The following is a 17,023-nucleotide window of genomic DNA, read 5'->3' on the forward strand; positions in this document are numbered from 1 at the left end:
TCTACGGTTGCACGCTGTGACCGCATCGCAGATCAGTCCCGGCGAACCTGCCAAGCCCGGTTCCCACGAGGTCGGACTGGACTTCGCCCGCGAGTGGGTGGAGTTCTTCGACCCGGACAATCCGGAGCATCTGATCGCCGCGGATTTGACGTGGCTGCTGTCGAAATGGACCTGCGTCTTCGGGACGCCGGCGTGCCAGGGCACGGTCGAGGGACGGCCCGACGACGGCTGCTGCAGCCATGGCGCCTTCATGGCGGACGACGACGACGTCGCGCAGCTCGAGGAGTCGGTCAAGCTGCTGACCGACGAGGACTGGCAGTTCCGGGAGAAGGGCCTGGGCCGCAAGGGCTACCTCGAGATGGACGAGTACGACGACAAGCCCAACCTGCGGACCCGCAAGTACAAGGGTGCGTGCATCTTCCTGAACCGGCCGGGTTTCGCCGGCGGCATCGGCTGCGCACTGCACAGCAAGGCGCTCAAGCTCGGCGTCGAACCGCTGACCATGAAGCCCGAGGTCTGCTGGCAACTGCCCATCCGCCGGACGCAGGACTGGGTGACGCGGCCGGACGGCACCGAAATCCTGCGGACCGTCGTCACCGAATACGACCGCCGCGGCTGGGGTGAAGGTGGCCACGACCTGGTCTGGTACTGCACGGGCGACCCGGCGGCGCACGTCGGCGCCAAGGCCGTGTGGGAGTCCTACGGGCCCGAGCTGACCGAGCTGCTGGGCGCAAAGGTGTACGCCGAACTGGCCGCGCTGTGCAAGCGCCGGGCCGGGCTGGGGCTCATCGCCGTTCACCCGGCCACTCACGCAGCCGAGAAGTAAGCGCGAGGGAACTAACCCTCGAGCTTGTAGCCCAGCCCACGCACGGTGACAAGGTGCACCGGGTTGGCCGGGTCGGCCTCGATCTTGGACCGCAGCCGCTTCACGTGGACGTCCAGGGTCTTGGTGTCACCGACGTAGTCGGCGCCCCAGACCCGGTCGATCAACTGGCCGCGGGTCAGCACCCGGCCGCTGTTGCGCATCAGGTACTCGAGCAGGTCGAACTCCTTGAGCGGCAGCGTGATGGTCTCGCCGTTGACCGACACGATGTGCCGTTCGACGTCCATCCGGACCGGACCGGCCTCCAGCACGCCGTCGGCGCCGACGACGTCGTCGGACTCGCCGCCGCGCCGCAGCACGGCCCGGATGCGGGCGATCAGCTCGCGGGCCGAGTACGGCTTGGTGACGTAGTCGTCGGCACCGAGCTCCAGGCCGACGACCTTGTCGATCTCGCTGTCGCGCGCGGTCACCATGATGACCGGCACACCCGAGCGCGAGCGAAGCTGCTTACAGACGTCGGTGCCGCTCATGCCCGGCAGCATCAGGTCCAGGAGCACGATGTCGGCCCCGGCCCGGTCGAACTCGGCGAGCGCCGACGGACCGTCGGTCACGACGGTGGCTTCGAAACCTTCCTTGCGCAACAGGAATGCCAAGGGGTCCGCCAGGGACTCTTCGTCCTCCACGATCAGCACACTGGTCATTGGTTCTGTCGCCCTCCTTGTGATGGCAATGAGTGGTCATCTCCCTCGTCGACATCCCCGTCGTCCGAGTCGAGATAGGCCGGAATCGACAACGTGAACGTCGATCCGGTTCCCGGCTGACTCCACAGCCGGATGGTTCCGTTGTGGTTGGCCGCCACGTGTTTGACGATGGCCAACCCCAGCCCGGTGCCGCCGGTGGCCCGGGACCGCGCCTTGTCGACGCGGAAGAATCGTTCGAAAACCCGCTCCTGGTCGGCTTTTTCGATGCCGATGCCGCGGTCGGTCACCGCGATCTCGATGTTGTCGCCGTACCGGCGCCGACTGACCGACACCTGGGAACCCTTGGGCGAGTAGGAGATTGCGTTGGACACCAGGTTCGCGAGCGCGGTCGCGAGCAGGGTCTCGCTGCCCAGCACCTGGTAGCCGCGGGGCGCATCGGTGGTGATCGCGATGTCGGCGTTGTCGGCAGCCACCTTGTGCCGGGAAACCACTTCGGCGACAACCGAATCCACGTCGACGACATCGAGATTCGGCAACGGCTCGGCGCCCTGCAGCCGCGATAGTTCGATGAGTTCACCGACCATGTTGGCCAGCCGGGTGGACTCGGTGACGATCTTCTCGGCGAACCGGTTGACCATCTCCTGGTCCTCGGACGACGCCAGCAGCGCCTCGGCCAGCAGCCCCATGGCGCCGACCGGTGTCTTGAGCTCGTGGCTGACGTTGGCGACGAAGTCGCGGCGACTGGCCTCCATGCGGGCCTGTTCGGACTGGTCGTTGACGTAGACCACCGCGAAACGGCCGTCCTCCTCGGTCAGCTGACGCGCCAGACCGCGCACCGCCAGTCGGGAGCGGCCCGGGTTCGCGCGTTTAGCCGGGGACAGGTCGAACTCGACGTCTTCTCCGGTGGCCAGGGTCCGCTGCGCGGCCGCCCAGGCCCGGTCGTCGAGCAGCCGGTCACGCACCAGTCCCAGTTCTCTGGCCAGGCCGTTGGTATAGACGACGTCGCGGTAGGTGTCGACCACCGCCATGCCCAGCGGGGACATGGACACGATGTGGGCGAACATCTCGGACACCGTGAGGCCGGACTGCTCCGCGGTGCGGCGCTCGCGGCGCTCGATCAACCGCGGCGCCCACCGCAAACCGATCGCGAGGCCCACAGCCAACGCGAGCAGCGCCGAGACGGCCACCAGAGGCAGCGCGGACGACAAGCTCACGGCCAAATCGTACGCATCAGATGAACGCCATCCCAGCAGCGAGCGGCCAGAACGATACAAGTCACACGGACAAATCCAGGTGTTTCACTGGCGTTAACCCGAGTTCACCGGCTGTTCGCGGCGTCAGTGCTTCGCAGCGCCCTGTGCGGCGACGGCGGCGGCACCGGCGGCGGCCGCCTCGGGATCCAGGTACTCGCCACCGGGCACCGTCGGCTTGAGGTTTTCGTCCAATTCGTACCGCAGCGGGATGCCCGTCGGGATGTTCAGCCCGGTGATCTCGTCGTCGGACATGCCGTCCAGGTACTTCACCAGGGCGCGCAGCGAGTTGCCGTGGGCGGCGACCAGTACCGTCTTGCCGGCTTTGAGGTCGGCCGCGATGGCCTGCTCGAAGTAGGGCACCAGCCGCTTGACGACGTCGGCGAGGCATTCGGTCAGCGGCGCGTCGATGCCGGCGTACCGCACGTCACCGTCCTGGCTGTAGGTGCTGCCCTTTTCGATGGGTGGCGGCGGGGTGTCGTAGCTGCGGCGCCAGGACATGAACTGGTCCTGGCCGTACTTGGCCAGGGTCTCGGCCTTGTCGAGGCCCTGCAGCGCGCCGTAGTGGCGTTCGTTGAGGCGCCAGTCGCGCTGGACGGGAATCCAGTGCCGGTCCGCAGCGTCCAGCGCCAGGTTGGCGGTGGTGATCGCGCGGCGCAACAGCGACGTGTACAGCACATCCGGCAGCACACCCTGCTCGACCAGCAGCTGTCCGCCGCGCACGGCTTCGGCCCGACCCTTGTCGGTGAGGTCGACGTCGACCCAACCGGTGAACAGGTTCTTCTCGTTCCACTGGCTCTCGCCATGACGCAGCAGGATCAAGGTCGGCATAGCTGGTTTTGTCCTCCTCGCGTGCGGGTTGCATGATCTTCTCACGTGCGGATTTGCGGCTCTCGCCGCACCCGCCCGCCGAGATTGACGAAATGGCTGCTTTGTCGGCCCGTCAACGACCAATACGTACATCTCGGGGCCTCCCGACCTAAAACCGGCCCGACCACCCGCGCTCGATCAGCGCAGTGCGTACGTCGCGCACAACCGCGGCATCACTGTCTTCCTTGATCACGTGGGTGATGTGCCACTTCATCTGCTGCAGCTCGCGGTTCACCCAGACATCTCTCGCGTACTGCCGTCGCTCCGTTAGGTGTTGCACGCCGTCATATTCGGCGCCCACCCGGAATTCCTCCCAGACCATGTCGATGCGCCGCACGTACTGACCCAGCTTGTTGTAGACCACGTATTGAGTTGCAGGCCTGGGCAATCCGCTATCGATGAACAGCAGTCGCAACCTGGTTTCTCGCGGAGATTCAGCTCCGCCGTCGACCAGGGGCAGCGCTTTCCTCAGCTCGCGGAGACCGCGAACGCCGCGATGGCGCTTCGCGAGTACACACACATCCTCGAGTTCGAAGGGCGCGGCGTTCATCAACGCGTCGAGTTGCGCCACCGCGAGGCCCCGGATCGGGTTACGGGCGAGGTCAAACGCAGTGCGAGCACGGGTGGTGACGCGCATGCCGTTGACGACGGTCACCTCGTCGTCGCACAGCGCGTCATGTCGGATGACGAGTCCGAGTTGAGGTCGGCCCGCTCCGATGACCTCGATCGGACTGTCTTCATCGATCCATCTGGCGCGATGCAATGCCGCCGCGGCAGCGCCGGCGATGACGCCATTCGGCACCACCAGGGCAGCGCCGTGGATGCGGTCTCGCAGAGTCACATCGTGATCGACAGGTAGGTAGATGCCGCGAAAAATCGCCTGGTAGCGACTCCGCAATTGCGCTCTGGTGAGGGCGCCCGCCGCGACCGCGTCTCCCCCTCTGAATGGAATCGGCACACTTAGTTAGACGTGCACGGACACCAATCGGCTCCAACGTAACGAGATTGACGAAATGGCTGCTTTGTCGGCCCGTCAACGACCAATACGTACATCTCGGTGGTCGGGCGAAGCGCTAGTCCGGCCGCAGGTGCTCGAACGCCTGCAAATTCTTCAGCGACTCCCCGCGGGACAGCCGCCACTTCCACTCCTTCTCGATCGACGAGCGGAAGCCCAGCTCCAGCAGCGTGTTGAAGTCGAAGTCGACGGCCTCGATCACCTGGCCCATCAGCCGGTCGATCTCGTCGGCGGTCACTGCGTGCAGTGACATCCGGCCCACCAAATAGATGTCGCCGATGTTGTCCAGCGTGTACGCCATGCCGTACAGCCGCCGGTTGCGGCGCAACAGGTACTTGTAGACGCCCTCGAAGTTCTCGTCGGGCTTGCGGCAGACGAACGCCTCCAGGCGCACGCCGTGCTCACCGATGCTCAGCAGCGTGTTGGTGACCAGGCGGCGTTCACCCGGCAGCGCCACCACGATCCCCGGGCGCCCGCCCGCTCCCCCGTCGTGATGGGAGAACTCGAGTTCGTGTGTGCGCAGCGTGTCTTCGATCAGCTTTGTCACCGCGTCCGGCGTTGTCACGCGCGCACTCCCCGCCGAATCAGAAACCGGCGGCTGCGGCGTGCCGCGGCATCGCGTCGAGGCCGACGCCCGCGGTAGTCGGCGATCGCCCGCGTGTAGCCGGCCAACAGCGCGTCGACGGTGTGCGCCCACGAGAACGTCGCGGCGTGTTGTAAAGCGCCCTCGCGCAACGACTCCGGGCCCAGGTCCAGCGTTCGCCCGATGGCGTTGGCCCAGTCGCCCGGATCATGGCCTTCGACCAGTACACCGCTCACGCCGTCGCGCACCGCCACCGGCAAACCACCGACCGCGGCGGCCACCACGGGCGTACCGCAAGCCTGCGCCTCGACCGCGACCAGGCCGAACGATTCCGAATAACTCGGCACCGCAACCAGATCCGCGGCGCGGTAGACATTCACGAGTTGGTCGCGGGACTGCGGCGGCAAGAACGTCACCCGGTCGGTGATACCCAGTTCGTCGGCCAGGGAAACCAGGCCGTCGGGGACGGCCAGGCCACTGCCCGACGGGCCACCTGCCACCACGACGCGCACGTCGGGCAGCTTGGCCGCCGCCCGCAACAGGACGTCGGGCGCCTTCAACGGCTGGATCCGGCCGACGAACGCCACCACCTGCTCATCGAGCGAAAGACCCAGCGCCGCACGGGTTTCGGCTTTGTCGCCCGGCGTGAAGGTCGTGAGGTCGACGCCGGGGTAGGCCACGTCGATGCGGGCCGGATCCGCGTGGTGCAGCGAAACCAGTTGCTGTGCTTCGTCTTCGGTGTTGACGATGAACCGGTCGGCGGCGTCGACCACCTGTTGCTCACCGACCGCGCGCAGCGCCGGCTCCGGGGTGTCACCTTCGGCCAGCGACAGGTTCTTCACCGCGGCCCAGGTGTGGGCGGTGTGCACCAGCGGGACGGCCCAGCGGTCAGAGGCCAGCCAGCCCACCTGACCGGAGAGCCAGTAGTGCGAGTGCACGATGTCGTAGTAGCCCGGCTCGTGGTTGGCCTCGACGCGCAGTACGCCCGCGGTGAACGCGCACAGCTGGGTCGGCAGATCGTACTTGTCCAGGCCCTCGAACGGGCCGGCGACGATGTTGCGCACCAGCACGCCGGGGGCCACCCGAACGACCGGGGCATCGGTCGACGACGTGGCCCGGGTGAAGATCTCCACCTCGACCCCGCGGCGGGCCAACTCAAGGGCACTCTGCAGGACGTAGACGTTCATACCGCCGGCATCGCCGGTACCCGGTTGGGCCAGCGGCGAGGTATGGACCGACAGGACGGCGACACGCACGCCCTCCATCCTTACACCGTCTCTCGGAGTGCCCGCCGTCCGGTCGCCCGAGCTGGGCATCTTGGGGACGCTCGGCACTCGTGAGCGGCCGCGGAATGCACGGCTGACACGGTGTGTCGGCGTGCAAACACGGCCACTCGCGGAAGAAGAAAAGAAAGGCTAGGCGGCGCGCAGCGCGCGGCGCATGGCGCCGATCGGGTCGGCGTACAGCCCGCCGAGGGATACCACGCCGGCCCCGGCTTCCTGCACGCGGTTGCCGAACGTCGTCACCCGGATGTCCCGGACACCGAGGACGGTGCGCTCGGCGAAAGCCTGCTCGACCAGCGGCAGGCCCTCGGGATACTCGGAGAACGCCTGACCGCCCACGACCAGGTCATCGGGGTTGAGCAGGTCCCGCAGCAGCGCCACCGCACCACCGAGCACGCGGGCTCGCTCGGCCAGCAGCTCGACGGCCGCGGCATTGCCGGACCGCGCGGCACGCAGCACCGCGGCAATGGTCGACGACGGCCCATCCGCCGGCACGATCCGCTGCTTACGGGCGGCGGCCAACACGGCCTCGTCGCTGACGGTGGTCTCGAGCCGGCCGGTACCGCCGAGCAATTCAGACTGCGCCGGCAATCCCGAGATGGTGCCCGGGCCACTGGCCGGCGAGTGCACCTTGCCGCCGATCGACAGGGCATAGCCGACCGTCTCACGGGCGTAAACGTAAAGGCTGGTCGTCGATGCCGACGCGGCCTCGGCGCCTACTACGGCGCGGCGCGCGCCCAGCAGCAGTTCCGCGCCGGCCATCGCGTCGACGTGCGACGCCAGTGACACCGGCAGCCCCAGAGCCTGCGCCAGCACCGGCCCGACTGGCGCGTCCACCCAGCCCAGGCGCGGGTGGTCGACGTGACCGGTGGCGCTGTCCACCACACCACCGGCGGCGACGCCGACCCACAGCGGGCGGCGCCGGTGCCAGCGGCTCAGGTAGCGCTGTGCGCTGCCGGCCAGCGCGGCCAGCGCGGCGTTCTGGTCGCCGCGCGGCGTGGGCGTCTCCACCACGTCGAGAGTGCGGCCGAACAGGTCGGTGGCCACGATCGCGGTGGTGCGGGCGCCGACGTGCAGGCCGAGCGTGAGGAACGGCTCGTGGTTCACCTCGACGGGAATGCGCGGACGGCCGATGGCGCCGGCCACGGCCAGGTCGGCCCGCTCACGCAACATTCCGGCGTCCAGCAGTGCCGTGACCTGCCGGTTCACCGTGGCGATGCTCAGGCCGGTGGCCTGCGCGATCACGTCCCGGGCGATGGGGCCGCGCAGTCGGGCGGCGCTGAAGACCGAGCCGGCGGCAGCGTCGGCCACCCGCAGCGACGGCGCGACGATATGGTGCCGGGCAAGAAGGGTGCGCTTGGCGTGGGCATTGGAGTGAACAGCGGCACGGGCGCCAGAACGAGCGGCGACGGTGGAAACGGAAACAGACATTTGGGGGGTCCTAGGGAAGAAGTCGGGCTTGTAGTGGGTCCTGAGGCCACACCTGCCGACAGCTAGGACGAAGAGATCTGTGTCGTGAGTCAGGCGCAGCGCGAAGCGCGACAACAACAACACGAACGCCGCACAGCGACGCCGGATGCCTGACTGATGATCACGGGAGGAACTTAGCACGCATATCGCTGCGTACAACGATCGCGATGAGGAGGGCGGCCAGTGACTAAGGTCGGTCACATGTCAGCAGATGAACGCCGCACCCGTGTCGCGGTCGTGACCGGCGCCAGCTCCGGAATCGGCGCCGCTACCGCGAAAACCCTTGCCGCTCTTGGCTTTCACGTCGTCTGCGCGGCCCGTCGTACCGATCGGATCACCGCGCTCGCGGCCGAGATCGGCGGCAGCGCCATTGTGACTGACGTCACCGACCAGGCATCGGTGGACGCTCTTGCGGCCCAGGTCAACGATCTCGGACCGGTGCACATCCTGGTGAACAACGCCGGTGGCGCCAAAGGCCTGGCCCCGGTCGCCGACGCCAATCTCGAGCACTGGGACTGGATGTGGCAGACCAACGTGATGGGCACCCTGCGGGTCACTCGCGCGCTGCTGCCCGCCCTGATCGCGTCCGGCGACGGGCTGGTCGTCACCGTCACGTCCATCGCGGCGCTCGAGACCTACGACAACGGCGCCGGATACATCGCGGCCAAGCACGGCCAGGGCGCGCTGCACCGCACCCTGCGTGGCGAATTGCTGGGAAAGCCGGTGCGGCTCACCGAGATTGCGCCCGGCGCCGTCGAGACCGAGTTCTCGCTGGTGCGGTTCGACGGTGACGAGGCGCGCGCCGATGCCGTATACGAGGGCATCACGCCGCTGGTCGCCGAGGACGTCGCCGAGGTGATCGGTTTCGTCGCGTCCCGGCCGCCGCACGTCGACCTGGACCAGATCGTCATGCGGCCGCGCGACCAGGCGCCCTACAGCCGGTTCAACCGGCAGCCGAAGTAGTCGTCGCGGCCGACGTTGTCGTGGTCGGCGTCGACGTCGTCGATGACGTGGTGGTCGTGGTCGACGTGGTGGTCGTCGTCGACGAGGTGGCCGGCCCCTGCGGCGGCGGTGTCGTCGTGGTGGTCGGGGTACCCGAGTACGTCGGCGCATCCGTCGGGGTGGCCGGCGCGCTCTGCGGGATCGACGTCTCCGGCGGCGCGGCGTTCGCCGGCGGCAGGGCCGACATCGACACCCAGGTGGCCCAGTCGACCGCCCAGTCCCAGATGTCGCCGTCGGCGTAGGACAGCTGGATCGACGTGCCGGTCACCTCGACCGGGTCCCCGTACATGGCGGTCTGGAAGTACTGCTCGGCGTTGTCGGTCGACAGGTTGATACAGCCGTTGGTCACATTGGTGTTGCCCTGCGCCCCCGAACTGGCCGGGTTGGCGTGGATGAACTCACCGTTGTTCGAGATGCGCACCGCCCAGCGCTCGTGGACGTGGTCATACCCGGCGGCCGGGTTGGACATCCAGAAGTCCGCGTACTTCTCGCTGACCACGTGGACGCCGCTGCGCGTGATATTGCGTGGCTTGTCGGCCTCGCCGTAACTGCACGGGAAGTCGAACAGCACACCGCTGTCGGTGATCACCTGGATGCGGTGGCTGGTGGCGTCGGCCTTGACCACCTGACGGCGGCCGATCGAGATGTCCAGCGTGCTGTCCTGCGCGCCGTAGGCGCCGTCGCCGAACGGCGCACCGTACAACTTGGCCGCGACGTGCACCTTGGTCCCCGCGGGGTAGTACTCGCGGGGGCGCCAGTGCATGCGCGACCCCTCACGCTCGTCGGGCAACCAGGCCCAACTGCCCTCGACCGGAGGCTCGGTGATGACCTTGACGTTGCGCTCGACTGCGGCCTTGTCGCTGATCGGCGCGTCGAACTGCAGGATGATCGGCGCCGCCACCCCGACGGTCTGCCCGTCGGCGAGCTGGAACTGCCCGTTGACCTGCTTGGTGGGGTTCACTGTGGTGAACGTCGCGGACACCGGCACGGCCTTGCCGTCGCGGCCGACGGCGGAACCGGTGAACGTGTACGTCGCGCCGAAGCCCAGGGGCTCGGCGGTGTTGAACGACGTGCGGTCCTTGTTGAACACCGCGGCGACGACCTTGCCGTCGGCGTTGGTGAGCGTCAGCTTCTGGAACCAGCCGTCGGTCACGTCCACACCGATGCTGCTGGTCGGCACGACGTCGGTGGCGCCGTTGGCGGGCCGGTAGGTGATGACGGGCGCCGCGGTCTCCTTGGCGGGGCCAGAAGACGATGAAGTGCCTGATTTGTCAGAACATGCGGCAAGCACGCCGGAAGTGCCGACGGCAATCGCAGTCAGCATCTGTCGCCGGTTCACACTCACAGGCTTGAATTTACCTACAGCGAACAGCCGACTAAGCACGGTTCCGGTGTGAGATCTATCCCGAAAGCGGCCTTGACGCCGTCCCGAACCGTCCTGGCCAGCGCTAATACGTCCGCGCTGCCAGCAAAGCCGCGGTTCGTCAGGGCCAGCGCGTGCTTGGTGGAAAGCCGGGCCGCAGCGCCGTCGCCCGGGTAGCCCTTGCCGAAACCGGCCTGCTCCACCAGCCAGCCGGCCGCCAGCTTGACCCCGTTCGGCGCCGGGTAGTTGGGCACCGCCCCGGCCGCGGCGTCCTTGATGCGCTCGAAGACGTCCTGCCGCACCACCGGGTTGGTGAAGAACGAACCGGCGCTCCACGTGTCGTGGTCGGCCGCGTCGGACACCATGCCCTTGCCGCGCCGCAACGCCAGCACCGCCTCGCGAACCGCGAGCGCGTCGACGCGCGTGCCCGCCTCGGCACCGAGCCGGGTGGCGAGCTCGCCGTACCGCAGCGGCGCACTGAGACCGTCGGGGTCGAGCGTGAACTCCACCTCGAGCACGACGGCGTGATCGGAGTTCTTCAGCACGCTGTGCCGGTAGCCGAAGTCCAGGGTTTCGGGGCTGACCCAGCTGTCCTGGCCGGTCACGCGGTCCAAGAGTCGGACGCGGCTGATGGTGTCGGCCACCTCGGCCCCGTAGGCGCCGACATTCTGCACCGGTGTCGCCCCGGCCGAGCCGGGAATCCCGGACAGGCACTCGAGGCCGCCGAGCCCATGGGCCAGCGAGGCCACGACCACGTCGTCCCACAGCGCGCCGGCCTCGGCGCGCACCACATTGCCCTCGACGGTGATCTCGGTGTTCGCCAGCAGCACCACGGTCAAATCGACCAGGTCATCGGCGACCAGCACATTCGAACCGCCGGCCAGCACCAGCAGCGGACCCGGGTGATCCCGCAGCGCGCTCAGCGCCCCGACCACCTTGGCAGTGGTATCGCAGGTGATCAGACGGGCTGCCACCGGTCCCACGCGAAACGAGGTCAGGGGCGCCAACGGCACGTCATAGTCGACCGCCGCGCCCCCGATATCCGAACTGACCACGGCCGCTAACGGTAGCGTGGCCGAGTATGGCCCGCTCTTTCGACATGGTTGCCGAATACCTCGGCACCGTGGCGCAGGTGCACAGCGCTTTCTGCAGCAAGGACTACTGGCTGGACCGGCTGGCCGAGGCGCGTGCCGACGAGTCCTCCCTCGACTCCTTCGCTGACGACGGCCGCGGCGGAACGGACGTCACCACCACCCAGACGGTGCGTGCTGCCGGCTTGCCCGCCGTCGTCACCCAGCTCCACCTCGGTGACCTCAGCCTCGTGCGGGAAGAGCATTGGGGCCCGCTGACCGACGGACGTGCGGTCGGGACGGTCCGCAGCCGGGTCCCCGGCGCGCCGGCCACCATCACGGGCACCGGCGTCCTGACTCCAACCAACAGCGGTGCGCGACTCGACTTCTCGGCTCTCGTCGAGGTGCGCATCCCGCTGATCGGCGGCAAGCTCGAGGATATGTTGGGCCAGCAACTCAGATATCTGATCGAGCTGGAGCAGAAATTCACCACCGCCTGGATCGCCGCCCGCTGGTGAACCGCCCATAAACTCGGGCCATGAATTCGCCCGTCGGCCAGCCACGGGGCACACTTGTCGGCCAGCCACGGGGCACACTTGTCGGCCAGCCGACGCGCGGCACCACGGGATACAACCGCCTGCGCCGCAGCGACCGCTGGCTGGTGCACTCCCCGCGGGTCCGGGCCGTGCTGCGCACCGCGGCCGAGCCCTTGGTCGTCGACCTCGGTTACGGCGCACTACCGGTGACCACCGTGGAACTGGCCTCGCGGCTGCGCACGGTCCGGGCCGATGTTCGGGTGGTCGGCTTGGAGATCCACCCGGAGCGGGTGCGGCTGGCCCGTGAATTGGCCGGCGACATCGTCGAATTCGGCCTCGGCGGCTTCGAATTGGCCGGGCACACACCGGTTTTGGTCCGCGCGTTCAACGTGCTACGGCAGTACGACGTCGCCGATGTGCCCGCCGCGTGGGCGGAGATGACGGGGCGGCTGGCACCGGGTGGGCTGCTGGTCGACGGCACCTGCGACGAGTTGGGGCGACGCTGCTGCTGGGTGCTGCTCGATGCCGACGGACCCGTGAGCCTGACCTTGTCGTGCGACCCGTTCGCGATCGAACGCCCGTCCGACCTGGCGGAGAGACTGCCGAAAGTGCTTATCCACCACAATGTTCCGGGCCAGCCGATCCACCGGCTGTTGCAGGCCGCGGACCGCGCCTGGGCCACCACGGCCGGACACGGGGTGTTCGGGCCGCGCGTCCGGTGGCGCGCGATGCTCGACCTTCTGGTCGATGAGGGTTATCCGCTGGAGCCGCCGCGGCGCCGCTTGCGCGATGGCGTGCTGACCGTGCCGTGGGCTGCCGTGGCGCCCAGCGCATAGGGTGCGCCGTATGCCATCGGTGCGCATGGACAAGAACCACCCACCCCGCAGCCGACTGCGATCACCCGTCGTTCTGGCATCGGCCGCGGCCCTGATCGTCGTGGTCCTGATCGTGGCGGCCGTCATGAGCAAGCCGCGGCCCGTCCAAGCACCGACCGAACACCCACCGACGTCATCCGTCGCCGCGGCAGCCGGGCCACCGGCCTGTCAGAGACTCGACGCCACGGTGAACGCACTCACGCCACGCCAGAAGCTGGCGCAGCTGTTGATGGTCGGGGTCAAGAACCTGGCCGACGCGCAGGCGGTGGTCCGGGAGCACGAGGTCGGCGGCATCTTCATCACCAGCTGGACCGACTATTCGATGCTCGGCGCTCCCCTGGCGGCCCTGGCGCAGGAGCCGCGGCCGCTGCCGCTGGCGGTCAGTGTCGACGAGGAAGGTGGCCGCGTGCAGCGGCTGAAAGGCCTCATCGGCAGCCAGCCGTCACCCCGCGAGCTCGTCGCCGCCGGCAAGACCCCGGAACAGGTTCGGGACATCGCCAGGCAACGCGGCCTGGCGATGAGAGAACTCGGCATCACCATCGACTTCGCGCCCGTCGTCGACATCACCGATGCGGCCGACGGCACCGTGATCGGGGACCGGTCCTGGGGCAATACCGCCGAAGCCGTCACCGCCTACGCCGGGGCGTACGCCGACGGCCTGCGCGACGCCGGACTCCTGCCGGTGCTCAAACACTTCCCCGGCCACGGCCATGCGTCCGGCGACTCACACAAAGGCGGCGTCGTCACCCCGCCCCTGGCACAGCTGGAAACGCTGGACCTGGTCCCCTACCAGTCCTTGACAACCAGCACGCCCGTCGCCGTGATGGTCGGCCACATGCAGGTGCCCGGGCTCACCGGGACCGACCCGGCCAGCCTGTCCAAGGCCGCCTATGACCTGCTGCGGGGTGGCAGATATGGAGGACAGCCCTACCCGTCTTTCAATGGCGCGGCGTTCACCGACGACCTGTCCAGCATGGGTGCCATCACCCAGCGCTACAGCGTGCCGGAGGCGGTGCTCAAGGCCCTGCAGGCAGGTGCCGACACCGCGCTGTGGATCACGACCAAAGAGGTGCCGGATGTCCTCGACCGCCTGCAGCAGGCCGTCGACGCCCACGAACTGTCCCAAGAGCGCGTCGATGACGCGGTGCGCCACATGGCGGTGACGAAGAATCCCGTCCTGGCCTGCACCGCCTGAGCCGGCTGCCGTCACTACGCTGGCCGCATGCGAATCGCACTGGCCCAGATCGGCGCGGGAACCGACCCCGAGGCCAACCTGGAAGTGGTCGCCGACCACACGGCACGGGCCGCCGAAGCCGGCGCTGACCTGGTGTTGTTCCCCGAGGCGACGATGTGCCGGTTCGGGGTGCCGCTGGCGCCCGTGGCCCAATCGCTGGACGGCCCGTGGGCGAACGCGGTGCGGGACATCGCCGCACGTTCGGGTGTCACCGTGGTGGCGGGGATGTTCTGCCCCACCGCCGATGGCCGCGTCACCAACACCCTCATCGCGACGGGCCCGGGCCTTGACGCGCACTACCACAAGATCCACCTGTACGACGCCTTCGGATTCGTCGAATCACACACTGTTGCAAGGGGTTTCGAGCCCGTCGTAATCGACGTCCGGACCGCCGACGGCGCCGTTTCGGTCGGCGTCACGACGTGTTACGACATCCGCTTCCCGGAGCTGCACCTGGAGCTCGCCGAACGCGGCGCCAAGCTGTTGACCGTTCACGCGTCGTGGGGGTCGGGCCCAGGAAAGCTCGCGCAGTGGACGCTGCTGGCCCGGGCCCGTGCGCTCGACACCAACTGCGTCGTCGCCGCCGTCGATCAGGCCTACCCCGGTGACGAGCTCGCCAAGAAGGGGCCGACGGGCAGCGGCGGCAGCCTGGTGGCCTCCCCCACAGGTGAGATCGTGGCGCAGGCCGGCCTCGACCCGGAACTGCTGGTCACCGACGTTGACCTGGCCGCGGTCGACCGTGCCCGTGAGACCATCGCCGTGCTGCGCAACCGCACCACCATTGCGCGTAAGGCACAATCGCAAGGGTGACTGACCCCTGGGCCCGCCCCGCCAATGAGGACGCCGCACCATCCGCCGAGCCCGCGCCGCAGGCGCCGGACGCTCCGGGTGCCCAGCCGACCGAGGTGCTGACGGCCGCCGAACAACCGGCACCGGCGGCGACCGATGTGCCGCCCGCCTACGGCGCCGACGTTCCCGCCCCGCCGGCCTACGACGCCGGTGAGGTACCGCCGACGTCGTACCCCGCTCCCCAGCAGGTGCCCGCCACCGACCCGCCGAAGAAGCGCCGCAGTGTCATGGAACTGCTGCGCGACCCGATGTCGCTGATCCTGATCATCGTCATCGCGCTCGCGCTGTCGGCAGCCGGCGTCGTCGGCGGCGAGTTCTACGCCCGCAGCCGCGGCAACAGCGTCGTGTCCCAGGCTGTCCAGTGCGTCGTCCAGGACAAGGTGGACGTCGCCTTCGGCCCCACGCCGTTCCTGTGGCAGGTCGCCAACAGCAACTACGACAAGATCACGGTGACCACCGCGGGCAACCAGGTGCGCTTCGCCAAGGGCATGAAGGCCCAGATCACGATCAGCGACGTCAAGCTCGAGAAGACCGCCAAGTCGGCCGGCACCATCGGGTCGCTCGACGCGACCGTCACCTGGTCGACCGACGGCATCAAGCAGACCATCGCCGACACCGTCCCCGTGCTGGGTGGCCTGGTTTCGGACGTCACCACCGACCCGTCGTCGGGCACCATCGTGCTGGATGCGCCCATGACCCAGATTGTGGCCAAGCCCACGATCTCCGACGGCGACCTGACTCTTCAGGTGGAGCAGCTGACCGGGCTCGGCTTCCTGCTGCCGCGCGAGTCGATCCAGCCCGCGCTCAACATGTTCGCCTCGCAGCTGACCAAGGACTACCCGATGGGCATCCACCCGGACAGCCTGCAGGTCACCGGCACCGGCGTGACGGCGAAGTTCTCGACCAAGAACGCGACCATCCCGCTGGCCAACCAGAACTCCTGCTTCTCCGGGCTCTGATCCCAGCGATTTGTGCACGATTTTCCGCGGTCGACCGCGGAAAATCGTGCACAGATCCCTAGCCCAACTCCCTAGCCCAGCCCGTCGAGGACGGCGCGGGTACCAGAGAGGCCGAGCCGGGTGGCACCTGCGTCGAGCAGGGCCACGGCGTTCGCGGCGTCACGAATACCGCCGCTGGCTTTGACGCCGAGGCCGGGGACGGCCTGGGCCATGATCTCCACGGCCTGCACGGACGCGCCGCCGGCCGGGTGGAATCCAGTGGAGGTCTTCACGAAATCGGCGCCGGCGTCGGCGGCCGCGCGGCAGACGTCGGCCAGCGTCGGTGCGCCGGCCATGTTCAGCAGCGCCGCGGACTCGACGATCACCTTCAGCACCGCTGTCGGGGCGGCCCCACGGACCGCGGTGATGTCGGCGAACACGGCAGAGATATCACCTGCGATGGCGGCACCGACGTCGATCACCATGTCGATCTCGTCGGCACCGCGCCGGCCGTCGGCCCCGACGACCGACAGCGCCGCCTCGCGGGCCTTGATCTGTGAATCATGCTTGCCCGACGGAAATCCCACGACGGTGGCGACCTTGATGCGTTCGGGCACCTCGACCGCGGCCAGCATCGACGGCGACACGCATACCGCGCAGACCCACAGATCGGCGGCCTCCCAGCACAGGCTCGCGACGTCCGCGGCGGTCGCCTCGGGTTTGAGCAGGGTGTGGTCGACCAGTGCGGCCACCTGCTCACGGGTCCAACTCATCAGAACGGCTCCTCTGTGCCACCGGGATTGCAACGCGCTTTCAACATCTGGTTGTCATCGACCACCGGGCGCCACGGTTCCAGATTCCAGCTGGTCTTGCCCGGCGCGGCGGCTTCGGCGAAATACCAGTGGCACATGAACTGGGCCCGCATCCCGGGGGTGTCGGCGTCCGGCGCCAGGTTCAGGACCTCGGACCAGGCCTCGTCTCCCGGCTGCGAGGCACCCAGGCCGGACGCGCGCCGGCCGGCCACCGTCGGGTAGACCCGGAGGCTCGATACGCCGTCCCACTGCGTCCAGCGGGTGTGGTCGACGTAGGGCGGCGGCAGAAAAGGTTGTGGAGTGGGATCAAGAGGGTCGGCCAGAACCGGGGGCGCCAGCACCACCGCGG

17 protein-coding genes and 1 pseudogene are annotated in these 17,023 nt (G+C 68.5%); 7 read left to right on the forward strand and 11 right to left on the reverse strand.

All coding sequences use genetic code 11. The features are described from left to right. The first annotated feature begins 7 nt into the window (after positions 1-7). Entirely contained in the window at positions 8-826 is an 819-nt protein-coding gene (locus ACX12F_RS24330; RefSeq protein ID WP_459366841.1) for a DUF3109 family protein, read from the forward strand. 11 nt (positions 827-837) lie between these two features. Here the strand turns inward: ACX12F_RS24330 and regX are convergent, their stop codons facing one another. The 7 genes from regX to ACX12F_RS24365 form a co-directional block, all read right to left on the reverse strand. Beyond that, entirely contained in the window at positions 838-1,524 is a 687-nt protein-coding gene (gene regX / locus ACX12F_RS24335) for a two-component sensory transduction protein RegX (protein WP_459366842.1), read from the reverse strand. Further along, a complete protein-coding gene (locus ACX12F_RS24340) occupies positions 1,521-2,738 on the reverse strand; it encodes a sensor histidine kinase (protein ID WP_459366843.1) in 1,218 nt (405 codons plus the stop codon). Before ACX12F_RS24340 ends, regX begins: the two co-directional genes overlap by 4 nt. A gap of 123 nt (positions 2,739-2,861) precedes the next feature. Continuing rightward, positions 2,862-3,605: a phosphoglyceromutase gene (locus ACX12F_RS24345; protein ID WP_459366844.1), complete on the reverse strand. Its 744-nt coding sequence runs from the start codon at positions 3,603-3,605 to the stop codon at positions 2,862-2,864. A 148-nt stretch (positions 3,606-3,753) separates the two neighbouring features. Further along, positions 3,754-4,602 (reverse strand): type IV toxin-antitoxin system AbiEi family antitoxin, encoded by an 849-nt coding sequence (locus tag ACX12F_RS24350; RefSeq protein WP_459366845.1) that lies wholly within the window; start codon positions 4,600-4,602, stop codon positions 3,754-3,756. Between the two features lie 115 nt (positions 4,603-4,717). Continuing rightward, positions 4,718-5,224, reverse strand: a complete 507-nt coding sequence (locus tag ACX12F_RS24355; RefSeq protein ID WP_459366846.1) for a type III secretion system chaperone family protein — start codon at positions 5,222-5,224, stop codon at positions 4,718-4,720. Further along, positions 5,221-6,558: a D-inositol-3-phosphate glycosyltransferase gene (mshA, locus tag ACX12F_RS24360; RefSeq protein WP_459366847.1), complete on the reverse strand. Its 1,338-nt coding sequence runs from the start codon at positions 6,556-6,558 to the stop codon at positions 5,221-5,223. Before mshA ends, ACX12F_RS24355 begins: the two co-directional genes overlap by 4 nt. Positions 6,559-6,657: 99 nt before the next feature. Continuing rightward, the gene (locus tag ACX12F_RS24365; RefSeq protein WP_459366848.1) at positions 6,658-7,956 is read right to left on the reverse strand and encodes an ROK family transcriptional regulator; all 1,299 of its coding nucleotides are present in this window, start codon (positions 7,954-7,956) and stop codon (positions 6,658-6,660) included. A gap of 240 nt (positions 7,957-8,196) precedes the next feature. Here ACX12F_RS24365 and ACX12F_RS24370 point away from each other — a divergent pair, with 240 nt between their 5' ends. Continuing rightward, positions 8,197-8,958 (forward strand): SDR family oxidoreductase, encoded by a 762-nt coding sequence (locus tag ACX12F_RS24370; RefSeq protein ID WP_459366849.1) that lies wholly within the window; start codon positions 8,197-8,199, stop codon positions 8,956-8,958. 85 nt (positions 8,959-9,043) lie between these two features. Here ACX12F_RS24370 and ACX12F_RS24375 read toward each other — a convergent pair. Continuing rightward, positions 9,044-10,321: pseudogene (locus ACX12F_RS24375) on the reverse strand (L,D-transpeptidase); the annotation flags it as partial. 35 nt (positions 10,322-10,356) lie between these two features. Next, on the reverse strand, positions 10,357-11,415 hold the full coding sequence (locus tag ACX12F_RS24380; RefSeq protein ID WP_459366850.1) for a UDP-N-acetylmuramate dehydrogenase: 1,059 nt from the start codon (positions 11,413-11,415) through the stop codon (positions 10,357-10,359). Between the two features lie 26 nt (positions 11,416-11,441). Here ACX12F_RS24380 and ACX12F_RS24385 point away from each other — a divergent pair, with 26 nt between their 5' ends. From ACX12F_RS24385 to ACX12F_RS24405, 5 genes are read left to right on the forward strand one after another with little or no spacing between them, the layout of a single operon-like run. Beyond that, positions 11,442-11,948 carry a DUF2505 domain-containing protein gene (locus tag ACX12F_RS24385; RefSeq protein WP_459366851.1) on the forward strand — a complete coding sequence of 169 codons (507 nt, stop codon included), beginning with the start codon at positions 11,442-11,444 and terminating at the stop codon, positions 11,946-11,948. 20 nt (positions 11,949-11,968) lie between these two features. Beyond that, positions 11,969-12,802 (forward strand): class I SAM-dependent methyltransferase, encoded by an 834-nt coding sequence (locus ACX12F_RS24390; protein ID WP_459366852.1) that lies wholly within the window; start codon positions 11,969-11,971, stop codon positions 12,800-12,802. Between the two features lie 10 nt (positions 12,803-12,812). Continuing rightward, positions 12,813-14,036 carry a glycoside hydrolase family 3 N-terminal domain-containing protein gene (locus ACX12F_RS24395; RefSeq protein WP_459366853.1) on the forward strand — a complete coding sequence of 408 codons (1,224 nt, stop codon included), beginning with the start codon at positions 12,813-12,815 and terminating at the stop codon, positions 14,034-14,036. Positions 14,037-14,063: 27 nt separating this feature from the next. Continuing rightward, positions 14,064-14,885 (forward strand): carbon-nitrogen hydrolase family protein, encoded by an 822-nt coding sequence (locus ACX12F_RS24400; RefSeq protein ID WP_459366854.1) that lies wholly within the window; start codon positions 14,064-14,066, stop codon positions 14,883-14,885. Then, entirely contained in the window at positions 14,882-15,883 is a 1,002-nt protein-coding gene (locus ACX12F_RS24405; protein ID WP_459366855.1) for an LmeA family phospholipid-binding protein, read from the forward strand. The genes ACX12F_RS24400 and ACX12F_RS24405 overlap by 4 nt, the downstream gene beginning before the upstream one ends. Before the next feature lie 71 nt (positions 15,884-15,954). On the opposite strand, the gene deoC is transcribed toward ACX12F_RS24405, so the two are convergent. Continuing rightward, on the reverse strand, positions 15,955-16,635 hold the full coding sequence (gene deoC / locus ACX12F_RS24410) for a deoxyribose-phosphate aldolase (RefSeq protein WP_459366856.1): 681 nt from the start codon (positions 16,633-16,635) through the stop codon (positions 15,955-15,957). Then, the gene (locus ACX12F_RS24415) at positions 16,635-17,018 is read right to left on the reverse strand and encodes a DUF2599 domain-containing protein (RefSeq protein ID WP_459370490.1); all 384 of its coding nucleotides are present in this window, start codon (positions 17,016-17,018) and stop codon (positions 16,635-16,637) included. Before ACX12F_RS24415 ends, deoC begins: the two co-directional genes overlap by 1 nt. Positions 17,019-17,023 lie beyond the last annotated feature (5 nt).

This window comes from Mycolicibacterium sp. HS_4_1, from assembly GCF_054515875.1.